Origin of the sequence: Pusillimonas caeni (genome assembly GCF_003545815.1) — a bacterium.
GTDB lineage: Bacteria > Pseudomonadota > Gammaproteobacteria > Burkholderiales > Burkholderiaceae_B > Pusillimonas > Pusillimonas caeni.
This window is the reverse complement of record NZ_PDUW01000002.1, coordinates 286,629-297,656: the sequence shown is the minus strand read 5'-3', so window position 1 is coordinate 297,656 and position 11,028 is coordinate 286,629. Positions and strand designations below refer to the sequence as shown.

Below are 11,028 nucleotides of genomic sequence, written 5' to 3'. Positions count from 1 at the left end.
TATAGATATGGATGAAGCTGTAGGAACGACGGCGGCGACGCCGGCCTTGCGGCCGGCGCGTTTGCCGTTTTTGAAACGTGGCCGCCGGGCGGCGGCCGGCCGCGATCAATCGGCCTTGCGCAACGCCTTGACTTCTTCGTCGCTGGGCAGCAGCTCGCCGCCGTCCATGTATTCGCCCGTGGGCATGGAACCTTTCTTGCCGTCCTTGTTGACGAGGCGGCCGACATGCAGGCCGAAGGTGGACTGGTTGTCGATTTCACGGAAGTGATGATGGCCGAAAGGCGAATCGAACTCCAGTCCCTTGAACGCCTTGATGAGGGCTTCGGTATCGGTCGAACCGGCCTTCTTGATACCCGCCGCAATGGCCTGGACAGTGGCATAGGCCACCACGGAGTTCAGGCGCGGATACTCGCCGTACTTGTCTTCGTAGGCCTTCTTGAAGGCATTGTGCTCGGGCGTATCGATGCTGGTGTAGGGATAGCCGGTGACGATCCAGCCGTCGGGCGCGTCGCTGCGCAGGGGGTCGAGATACTCGGGCTCGCCGGTCAGCAGGCTGACGACTTCGCGGTCTTTGAACAGGCCGCGGGTCTTGCCTTCGCGCGCGAACTTGGTCAGGTCGGGCCCGAACAGCACGTTGAAGATGGCATCGGGCTTGGCGTCTTCGAGCGCCTGCACCACCGGGCCGGCATCGAGCTTGCCGAAGGGCGGCGCCTGTTCGGCCACGAATTCGACGTCGGGCTGCAGCTTCTTCAGCTCGGCCTTGAAAGCCTGGACGGCGGCCTGGCCGTATTCATAATTGGGATAGATGAGAGCCCAGCGCTTCAAATTGAGCTTGGCGGCGGCGGGGGCCACCGAAGCGGAGAGCTGGTGGGTGCCATAGCGCATGCGATAGGTGTAGCGATTGCCGTTCTGCCAGATGACCTTGTCGGACAGCGGGCCGGACGCCAGGAAGAACATCTTGCGCTGCTTGGCGTAGTCGGCCACCGCCAGGCCGACGTGTGACAGGGTGACGCCGGTGAGGAAGTCCACCCCCTCGCGCGACACGAGCTCTTCGGCGATGCGCACGGCCTCGCCCGCATTGGCGTTATCGTCGCGGAAGATGGTTTGCAGCTTTTTACCCAGCACGCCGCCGGCCGCGTTGATTTGCTCTTGAGCGAGCTCCCAACCCTTTTTATAAGGGCCCATATTTGCCGGCAGGGCCTTGTAGCTGTTGATTTCGCCGATCAGGATGACGTCGTCGTCCTTCGCCTGCGCCTGCCCGGCCAGACCAGCCATTCCGATCGATACCGCCGCCGCGACGGCCAAAAATTTCCATGACTTCATAGGTGTCTCCCAGGACATTTCATCGGGTGTTAGGGGTTTATTCTTCGGAGGACGGCTACCGCGATCTCGCCCTGAAAATGTAGCCAACACTTAATTTAAATGTAGTGATCACTAAATTGTTGGGAAAATACTAAGGGAATATTTTTGCGGGCGCAATGTGGGTAAGCCCTTATATCCCGGTTTTTTTTGTGTGGCTTGTAACTAAACGTAACTATTGCAGGGGGTTGGTGCGTAATCCTGTCCGTGCACTATGCAAGGCACCAACCCGGGGCGCCCAGGAGAGACTTTCGTGAAGGCATTGAACACAGCGATGCACTGCAATCATGCCGCCCATTACGACATGAAGCACTTTAATTAATGGAACAAACCAGATCGGTGTCGTTGGGCGGCACGCCCATGCTGTTCTTGGCCGCGGCAACGTCCATGTCGCGCGGCAGGGTGACGCCGTTCTTGACGGCCAGCACCTCGGCCATGATGCTGACGGCGATTTCGGAAGGGGTCTTGCTGCCGATGAAGATGCCTATGGGGCCGCGCAGGCGGGCCAACGACTCTTCAGTCTGGTCGAAATACTCGATGAGGCGTTCGCGGCGCAGGTTGTTGTTGCTGCGCGAGCCGATGGCGCCGATGTAGAAAGCCTCGGTTTCCAGGGCCTCGAGCAGGGCCAGGTCGTCCAGCTTGGGGTCGTGGGTGAGCGCGATGATGGCAGAGCGGCGGTCGGCTCGGAATTCGCGCACCACGTCGTCAGGCATCTCGGCGGTGATCTCGGCGCCCTCGACCGACCAATTGCCCCGGTACTCTTCGCGCGGGTCGCACACCGTGACGGTGAACCCGTTGAACAGCGCCATGGTGGCCAGGTATTCGGCCAATTGGCCCGCGCCTATGAGCAGCATGCGGTATTCGGGGCCGAAGTTGTTGCAAAGCGTGGTGTCGGAAACGCTCAGCTCGGACGGCTGCTCGGCCGTGCGCAGCGAGACCTTGCCGTCGGCCAGCCGCACTTCGCGCTGCATGAGCTTGCCGCTTTCGAGCTGGGCCACGAGCCGGCCGAGCAGCTCGGGCTCCGGGTCGAATTCCAGCAGCAGTTCCAGGGTGCCGCCACAGGGCAGGCCGAAGCGATGGGCCTCGTCGGCCCGAATGCCATATTTGAGGAACTGGGGCGCGCCCTGCGGGATGTCGCCGCCTTCGCCTTTGCCGGAATAGGCGTGGGTGAAACGGTAGATGAGATCGTCTTCGATGCAGCCGCCCGATACGGAGCCCACCACGGTACCGTCTTCGCACAAGGCCATGATGGAACCGATGGGGCGCGGCGACGAGCCCCAGGTGCGCACCACGGTGGCCAGCAAGGCGCGGCGGCCTTTCTGACGCCAATCGTGCAAAGCGCGCAATACGACGAGATCGAGATTGTCCATGGCTGAAACCGGTTTCTACCTTCTTAGTATAAGAGCTTCCGGGTTTCCAAGCATGTTTTATGCCGCCGCCGGGACTCGGCGATGGACTACGCCGGCGCCGTCCGGTGCACGGGGCCAGGTTCCCGGCCGCCGGGGCCGATCAGTCTGGAATCCATTGTCGCGCGCGGCGGATCAGGGCTGCCAGGCTGTCGGGGCGGTGGTTGTCGCTGCAGGCGACCCGTCCGCCTGCGAACACGGGCGCGGTCAGCCCGCTCAGCACCGAACCGCTGGGCATCTCCACCGCCAGGCGCGCACCGCGCTCCCAGGCCAGACGCGCGGTATCGTGCCAGAGCACCGGCCGCGCCAGGTTGTACGCCAGATCGTGGGCAATTTCTCGCCCGTCCCACAGGACGCGGGCGCGGCTGGCGCTCAGGTATTCGAGCGTGGGATCGCGAACGGCCACTTCATCGAACGCCAGCTGCAAGGCTTGCGCATCTTCATCGAACAGGGGGCAATGCGAAGGCACGGCAATGTCGATGCGGATGGCCCTGGCGGCCCCTTTCTTCAAGGCCAGCGCGACCACCTGCTGAAGCGCGGCATTGCTGCCGGAAATGACGAGCTGCGCGGGCGCATTGAAATTGGCGAGATAAACCGGCTCGCCCGGCTTGTGCACCGCGTCGACGAGCGGCTGCAGCATGCGGGCCTCCAGGCCGCTGACGGCCACCATGCCGTAGCCGGACGGAAAGCGGCTTTGCATGAGATTGGCACGCAGGCGAACGAGACGCACGGCATCCTCGAATCCCAGCACGCCCGCCACGACGGCGGCGGGGTAGGCGCCTATCGAAAGACCCGCCAGCATGTCGGGCGGCGCGCCGCGCCGAGTCAGGACGGCGGCCATGGCAACCCCGGCGGTCAACAGGCAGATCTGTGCGGCAACGGTCGAACGCAGGGCCTCGGAAGTATCCCATGACAATACGTCTTCACCCAGCGTTCGGCTGGCCGCCTCGATGACGGGCAGCGCTTCGGGCAGGGCGGCCAGGCGATTCAGCATGCCGGCGCGCTGCGAACCCTGGCCGGGGAAGGTAAAGAGCACGCTCACAGCACATTGCTCGGCGGATCGCCGGGGAAAGCATGCGTCCCCGGCCGCCAGGGGTCTTGGACCAGCACCGGCCCGGCTCCGGTTTTCAACAGCACCCGACGCCGCCCGCCACGGCCATGTGGCGGCCCGGCCCGCTGCGGAACGCAGCCGGCCCACTCTTTGAACGAGAAGCCTCCCCGGCCGGTATCGATCTGCAGGTCGACAGGCCGTTCCGAGCGCTCGACGACAGCCGCCAGAGCCAGCACCTGCTCTTGGCTCAAGGGCGCCGGGGCGCGCACGAGAAGATCGATATCGCTGCCTTCGTGCAGCACGGGAAGGCCGGTGGCGAGCGCAAATCCCAGACCGCCGGTCGGCCCCCAGGGCAGGCCGATGCCGGCCATGGCCGGAAAGACATCGAGCAGTGCGGCATATGGGTCAGGGCCAAGAACCATCGCTGCGGAGTCATGGCTTGTCTGCTTGGGCCCGATCCGCCCTGGATGCATTGCCGCCTTCTCGTTCTGTGTCAGCTCCTGTGGCCGGACTACTCGAGGAGCGTTTCGCAGCCAGGCTGCCCGCTCCGGCGATACGAGTTCCTCCGCAGACGATACAAGTTCCTCCGGCCGTATGACCCGTGCAATCGCGCATCGTTCGAGATACGCGGCCTGGCGCTCGTGCCGCTGGGTACCGCGTATGCCCACGGGCAACAGGCTTTCGTCGTCGATGTCTTCGCGGCGCAGCACCACCGGCGTGGGCGCGCTCGATCGCAGCCATTGCGCGCACCAGTCGGGCATGCCGCCGCGCCAATGCAGGGCCGCCGGGTCGGCCACCCAGACGAGATCGTGCGGGCCGAGGTCGCATGGACCGGCCATCATCCGCCCCAAAGTTCGCGCATGCGCTCGCGGACGCGGCGCGAGGCGCGGCGGTTTTCGCCCGCGAGACGGCTGGAAAGGTCGCGCCGAGGATCGGCCCGGATGTCGGCCACGGCTTCGCGCAACAAGGCTTGCGCGGCGCTCAGGTCGGCGGCGGTGGGCCGGTCGGCGTCCCGGGCCTGCATGGTCTGCCACAGCATGCCCAGGCTGGCGTAGTGGTCGATGTCATAGGCCATGGGGGGAATGGCGGCGGCCAGCGCCTCCAGCTGCTCGACCGTGCGCTGGGTGATGCGCGCGGCCGATGCCTTGCCCATGGCGTGTACCTGCACGCCCGGGTCGCGCAGGGCGATCAGGCGATTGGCCTGGCAGCCCAGGGCAAGGAAGCCGCCTGATATGGCCTTGCCCACGATCAGGCCGATGAACGGATGGCCGGCTAGCCGGGCTTCAGCGCCCGCGTCGGCGACGGCCGCCAGCGCCTGATGCAGGCCCAGGCCCTCTTCGAGCCGGCCGTAAGCCTGGCTGGGCACGTCCAGCACGGCGACGATGGGACGGCGCCGCGCGGCAATCCCGCCGCCGGGACGATGCGCAGGCGCGCCGCCGTCGTTTTCGTTCGCCGCGTCCTGCCCGCAGCACTGTCTGATGGCGCGAGCCAGATGCCAGCCCTCTTCGAGCCCCATCTCGCCATTGCGCACGCGGGGAAAACGATTGCCGCCGTCTGGAACGACGGCGATGTAGCGCGCCGGCTCTTCTCCCAGCGGCGCGTCGACCACGCGCACCGTGGCGGGAAAGCCGGCAAGCATGGGCGCATTGCCCGTCAGGCCAGCCAGCCAGGCCGCCCCGCGCGAAGCGGGAACGCCGCCCTGTTCCCATACCGGCTGCCGCCCAACGGCCTGTTCCGTGCCCGGCGCCGCATCCAAGGCTTCACGGACCATGCCGCGCATCTCGGCCGGGTCGGGCATGGGCTCGGGCTCGATACGCGCCAGCATGTCCATGAAGCCATCGCAGCGCTGGCTGCGGTGGCTGGCGGGCACGCCGCGTTGCAGGCAGGCAAGCAGCCTGTCGCGCACCTGGGCCACGTCGTCCGCGGCGAACTCTTCGGCCAGGCCTGCGCCATGGCGCTGCTCGCCGCCCGTCAGGCTCCAGATGAAGGGCTTGTCGTGGGAGTCGAGCTCGTCGATGCCGGCCTCCTGCTCGATGACGGCCGGCCCGTTCAGACCCAGCCGCGCCTCGCGCGTGACGATGAGGTAGCTGCACAGGCCGGCGGCGATGCCCATGCCGCCATAGCAGCCCACCGGGCCCGCGATAATGCCCACCACCGGCTGGTGGCGCCGCAGTTCGACCAGGGCGGCGTGGATGTCGGCAATCGCCGCCAGCCCCAGATTGGCCTCCTGCAGCCTGACCCCGCCTGTTTCCAGCAGCAGCACCGCGCAGGTGGGCGTGCCGCGCACATTGTCCTCGATGGCCAGCTCGAGCGCCGCGGCGATTTTCGCGCCCCCGACCTCGCCCATGCTGCCGCCCTGGTAGCCGCCGTCTATCGCCAGCACCACGGCGGGCCGGCCGTCGATACAGCCCTTGGCCGCCACCACGCCGTCATCGGCCTGGGCGACGATGCCCTGCAAGGGCAGCCAGGGCGACTTGATGCGGTCGAAAGGGCCGAGCAATTCGCGGGCGCTATGCGCATCGAGCAGAGCCAAGGCCCGTGCCCGGGCGTCCAGTTCGATGAAGCTTTCCCGCTGCAGCAAGAATGTAGTCATGGACTCGCCTTCTGTCTTTGATTAAAGCAATGCCGCGCCCGCCTCTTCGAACGCCTGCTCGATGCGCAGGCGCACGACGCCGGGCGTGGCGCCGCAGTCGTCGATGTCGAGGCGGGCCGCGGGCAACTCGGCCGCGGCGAAGACTCGCTCCAGCAGGGCCGACCATACGGCCGCCTTGCCGTTCACGGAGGTGGTGACGTGAATCTCAGTGCGTTCGGCAGCCGGCTCGAGCAGCACCTGCAGGTCGCCCGAGGCCACTACACCGACGACCGCCCGGCCCTTTGCCGCCCCGCGGGCGGCATAACTGAATGACATGGTTTCCATAATTCTTTCCTGGCTTGTTGACGTCCTTTATCGTTGCCCTGCATCTCGTCGCCTTCAACTCCGCGCCCTGTCTCCGGTCGATAAACAATCGGCGCACGGCACGGTTTCGGCGAGCATTGGCATTTCATCCCGGCAGGGCTCCAGGCCGTCCAGGAACAGCGCGGCCGCCAACAGATCGGCGGCGCCGCCAGGCGACAGGCGATAGGCCAGGGCATATTCGTTCAGCCGCAGCAGGGCGCGCCATCCGTCGCGGCTCCCGGCGCCGCCGACGGCCAGCACTCCGGCCGCCCTGGCCTGCATGCCGGCCAGGCCTTGCCTGCCGCCGCGCGACAGCAGGCACGTATCGTCCAGCTGAGCCATGATGGCCAGCAGCGCGTTCAGGCGGGCCGCCGCTTCGTCGTCTCCGCGCCGCCGCGATCCACGCAGCTGCGGCAAGGCGGCTCGCAGCACTTGCGGGAAGCCGGCCCGCGCCTGGGCCTGGGCGCCGCCTACTCCATAGCGCCGGCGCGCCGCTTCGCCCTTGTTGCCCGTGTGGCCGGGCGCTGCGCGATCGCGGCAGCGCGCCAGCATGCCGGCGCGCTTCGCCACGGCGAATGGCCTCAAGTCGTCGCTCTGGCCCGCGGCGGTAACTAAAAGACCCAATGCCCAGATGGCGCCCCGATGGGTATTGACGCCACCCGTCGCCTTCATCATGGCGGCCTCGGCCTGCCGCCCCAGCAGGCCGATCCGTTCGCGCAAAGCTCTTAGCTCCAACCCCCGCGCGCCGGCCCGGGCCATGGCAAGGAAGAAGGGATGCATGGCATGGGCCGAACGGCACATCAAGGCGAAATCGAGATCGGCATGCGCGCCGCCGCTGCGGCTGTCGGCCAGGCCGGGCTTGGGCGCCAGCGCCGCTTCTTCGATCAGGGCGCGCACCACCGCATCGGCCAGCGCCGAATCGGCATGCTCGTCCCGCGTTGAGTCCGGATGAAAGAGGGTCTTCATCACCAGCTCCGATAACGGGCGGGAGGCCGATAGAGCCCGCCCGACCATTCGACGAGATCGGCCACGCTCTTGGCCGCCAACAGGGAGCGGGTGGCTTCGGCCCGCCGCACGCCGAGGTCTTCGGGAAAAGCAACGAGGCCCTCGTCCCGCAAGCGCCGCACATCGGCGGCGCTGCTGCGCATCCCGATGGGGGTGACGCCCGCCACCGCGGCAAGCATGGCTTTGCGTTCATCCAGCGAGCGCGCCTTGTACAAGTAGGCGATGCCTTCTTCGGTGAGCACATGGGTGACGTCGTCGCCATAGATCATGACGGGCGCCAGCGGCATGCCGCTGTCCCGCCCGACCTGCACGGCATCGAGCGTCTCGACGAAGGTGGGCCGGCCGCCCTCCTGGAAGGTTTCCACCATCTGCACCACCAGCTTGCGCCCCCGGACCAGGCCGTCGCGGCCTTCGATGAGATCGAGCCAGGCGGGCGTGGCATGGCGCCGGCCGCCCGGGTCGTGGCCCATATTGGGCGCGCCGCCAAAACCGGTCAATCGTCCCTTCGTCACCGTGGAGGAGTTGGCCAGGCTGTCCATCTGCAAGGTGGAACCGATGAACAGGTCGACCGCATATTGGCCCGCCAGCTGGCACAGCAGGCGGTTGGAGCGCATGGAGCCGTCCGGCCCCGTGAAGAACACGTCGGGGCGGGCCGCCACATAATCTTCCATGCCCGATTCGCCGCCGAAGCAATGCACGCTTTCGACCCAGCCCGATTCGATGGCCGGAATGAGGGTGGGATGCGGATTCAGCGCCCAGTTGCGGCAGATGCGGCCCTTCAGCCCCAGCCTTTCGCCGTAGGTGGGCAAAATGAGTTCGATGGCGGCGGTGTTGAAGCCGATGCCGTGGTTCAGGGACCGCACCTCGTGCCGCTCGTAGATGCCGCGCAGGGCCATCATGGCCATCAACACGTGCACGGGCTTGATCAGGCGCGGATCGCGGGTGAACAGCGGCTCGATGAAGAAAGGCCTGTCGGCCTGCACCACGAAGTCGACCCACGATCCCGGCACGTCGACGCGCGGCAGCTCGCCGGCATCGTCCACCACCCGGTTGACCTGGGCGATGACGATGCCGTTGCGAAAAGCCGCCGCCTCGACCAGGGTCGGCGTGTCTTCGGTGCTGGGGCCGGTGTAGAGGTTGCCCTGCCGGTCGGCTATATAGCCCGCCACCAGCACCACGTCGGGAATCAGGTCGACATACAGCCGGGCATACAGCTCGGCATAGGTGTGGATGGCGCCGATCTCGAGGCGGCCGTCCTGCAGCAGCTGCGAAATGCGCAGGCTCTGCGCGCCGGCGAAGGAAAAATCCAGCCGGCGGGCGATGCCGCGCTCGAACAGGTCGAGGTGCTGAGGCAGGCTGACGCTGGGCATGATCAAGTGCAGGTCGTGCAACACGCCCGGATCGGCCCGCGTCAGGGCGCGCGCCAGGAAGTCGGCCTGCTTCTGGTTGTTGCCTTCCAGCACCACCCTGTCGCCCGGGTTCAGCAACTGCTGCAGGGCCTCGGTGATGCGCCCCGCGGGCAGCACCGCGTCCTCGGCCAGGCCGGCCACCCGCGCAAGGCGGCGCTGCTTTTCGACGGCGCGCCGGTTCCAGCGCGTTTCGGGCAGGGTCTTCACGACAGCTTCCTCGAAAGGTTCGACACGCCTCACCTTAGCGCCGCCGACACTCCCGCATCAATCAAGCCGATGGCGAAATCATTACGCTTATGCTAATAATTAAGGCAGGAGGCCCGATGAATACGCAAGACGCCCTTACCCTTCGCAAGCTCGACATCTTCCTGGCCTTCATGCGCCTGGGCAACCTGGCCCGCGTGGCCGAAGAGATGGAGCTGAGCACGGTCAGCGTTCACCGCGCGCTGCATACGCTGGAAGATGCGGTGGGCTGCCCGCTGTTCCGCCGCGAAGGCCGCAACCTGCAGCCGCTGGATACCGCCTATGCGTTTGCCGGCCACGCCCGGCGCTGCCTGGACGAATGCCGCCAGGGGCTGGACAAGGTCCGGGACATGGCCGGCGTCAATACGCCGCGGCTGCGCATCGGCTCGCTGTATTCGCTGACCCTGCACTGCATTCCGCAGGTCATCATAGGCCTGAAGCTGCGGCGGCCCGAACTGCACGTGGACCTGTCCATGGATTCGAGCCGGGGCCTGATCGAGTCGCTACAGAACGGCAGGCTGGACGCCATCATCATGGGCGCCAACGAGCCCCGGGATCACCCTCGCCTGCTGTCGGTGCCCATGTTCGAAGACGCCTTGTATTTTGCCGCGCCGGCCGACTCCCGCTATGCCTCGGCTTCGAAGGACATCGACCTGGCCTCGGCGCGCAAAGAGAAGTTCGTCATGCTGGGCCCGGGTTTCGTCACGTCCGAAAGCTTCGTCAACACCTTCAGGCTGGCCGGCTATGAGCCCGACGTAGTGATGCAGGTGGGCGATATTTTTTCGCTGATCAATCTGGTGGGCCAGGGCATGGGCTGCAGCCTGCTGCCCGGACGGGTGGCGGCCTTCAGCGACCGGGTGTGCCTGAAGACGCTGCAGCCCAGGTACCGTTCGCGCCAGCGCATCGCCCTGATGCTGGCCTCGAGCCGCGAGCACGACCCCAACCTTCAGGCGCTGGCGCAGGAATGCCGGGCATATGGCTTGAGAAAGGACCTGCGCCCTTCTTTATCTGTCTGAACCGTCGGCGTCCGCCGGGCCGATCGTCTCGGCCTGCTCGCCGGAGGCCGGCGCCGCCGGCGCGCCGGGGCCGTAATGGCTTTGTTCGACCCAGCGCAGCACAATCAGGATGAACAGGGCCAGCACCGTGGCCATGATGGCCGTAATCTCGCGGCCCAGGCCCACGGTGATGCCGATGGCGGCGGCCATCCAGATCGAGGCCGCCGTGGTCAGGCCCTTGATGATGCCCTCCCGATCGAGCTTGATGATGGCGCCCGCGCCCAAAAAGCCTATGCCGGCCACGACGCCCTGCAGTACGCGGCTCATGTCGGCGATTTCCATGCCGCTTTCGGCAGGGGCCAACACGAACACCGCCGCCCCGAGCGCCACCAGCATGTGGGTGCGCAGGCCCGCCGCCTTGCGTCGCTGTTCGCGCTCGTAGCCGATGAGCCCGCCCAGCAGTACGGCCATCAGCAGACGCACGGCGATGCGGGTGGCGTCGGCCAGATCGGTGACGTCGGAAAACTCCTGCGCCAGCGTCGACCAGATGATTGAAAGAGCGTCGTGCATAATGAGGGCGGCATTCCTTTGATATAACAGCCACTATACATATCCGCACGGGCCC

At 66.5% G+C, this 11,028-nt stretch carries 10 protein-coding genes and 1 pseudogene; 1 reads left to right on the top strand and 10 read right to left on the bottom strand.

Annotation, left to right across the window (positions count from 1 at the left end; genetic code table 11):
- Positions 1-105: 105 nt before the first annotated feature.
- From CSC67_RS05090 to mdcA, 9 genes and pseudogenes are all read right to left on the bottom strand, one after another.
- Entirely contained in the window at positions 106-1,323 is a 1,218-nt protein-coding gene (locus CSC67_RS05090) for an ABC transporter substrate-binding protein (protein ID WP_413817075.1), read from the bottom strand.
- 350 nt (positions 1,324-1,673) lie between these two features.
- On the bottom strand, positions 1,674-2,729 hold the full coding sequence (locus CSC67_RS05085; RefSeq protein WP_118993441.1) for an XdhC family protein: 1,056 nt from the start codon (positions 2,727-2,729) through the stop codon (positions 1,674-1,676).
- A gap of 139 nt (positions 2,730-2,868) precedes the next feature.
- Positions 2,869-3,807, bottom strand: a complete 939-nt coding sequence (gene mdcH, locus CSC67_RS05080) for a malonate decarboxylase subunit epsilon (protein ID WP_118993440.1) — start codon at positions 3,805-3,807, stop codon at positions 2,869-2,871.
- Entirely contained in the window at positions 3,804-4,658 is an 855-nt protein-coding gene (locus CSC67_RS05075) for a phosphoribosyl-dephospho-CoA transferase MdcG domain-containing protein (protein ID WP_118993439.1), read from the bottom strand. The genes mdcH and CSC67_RS05075 overlap by 4 nt, the downstream gene beginning before the upstream one ends.
- A complete protein-coding gene (mdcE, locus tag CSC67_RS21505; RefSeq protein WP_425337631.1) occupies positions 4,655-5,455 on the bottom strand; it encodes a biotin-independent malonate decarboxylase subunit gamma in 801 nt (266 codons plus the stop codon). The genes CSC67_RS05075 and mdcE overlap by 4 nt, the downstream gene beginning before the upstream one ends.
- A gap of 144 nt (positions 5,456-5,599) precedes the next feature.
- Positions 5,600-6,409 (bottom strand): annotated as a pseudogene (locus CSC67_RS21500) (biotin-independent malonate decarboxylase subunit beta); the annotation flags it as partial.
- Between the two features lie 21 nt (positions 6,410-6,430).
- Positions 6,431-6,733: a malonate decarboxylase subunit delta gene (locus tag CSC67_RS05065; protein WP_118993437.1), complete on the bottom strand. Its 303-nt coding sequence runs from the start codon at positions 6,731-6,733 to the stop codon at positions 6,431-6,433.
- Positions 6,734-6,787: 54 nt separating this feature from the next.
- Positions 6,788-7,717 (bottom strand): triphosphoribosyl-dephospho-CoA synthase, encoded by a 930-nt coding sequence (locus tag CSC67_RS05060; RefSeq protein ID WP_245220128.1) that lies wholly within the window; start codon positions 7,715-7,717, stop codon positions 6,788-6,790.
- Positions 7,717-9,372, bottom strand: a complete 1,656-nt coding sequence (gene mdcA / locus CSC67_RS05055; RefSeq protein ID WP_209304270.1) for a malonate decarboxylase subunit alpha — start codon at positions 9,370-9,372, stop codon at positions 7,717-7,719. The genes CSC67_RS05060 and mdcA overlap by 1 nt, the downstream gene beginning before the upstream one ends.
- Before the next feature lie 116 nt (positions 9,373-9,488).
- Here mdcA and CSC67_RS05050 point away from each other — a divergent pair, with 116 nt between their 5' ends.
- A complete protein-coding gene (locus CSC67_RS05050; RefSeq protein ID WP_118993434.1) occupies positions 9,489-10,424 on the top strand; it encodes a LysR family transcriptional regulator in 936 nt (311 codons plus the stop codon).
- On the opposite strand, the gene CSC67_RS05045 is transcribed toward CSC67_RS05050, so the two are convergent.
- Positions 10,413-10,973: an MgtC/SapB family protein gene (locus CSC67_RS05045; RefSeq protein WP_118993433.1), complete on the bottom strand. Its 561-nt coding sequence runs from the start codon at positions 10,971-10,973 to the stop codon at positions 10,413-10,415. The genes CSC67_RS05050 and CSC67_RS05045 overlap by 12 nt on opposite strands.
- Positions 10,974-11,028 lie beyond the last annotated feature (55 nt).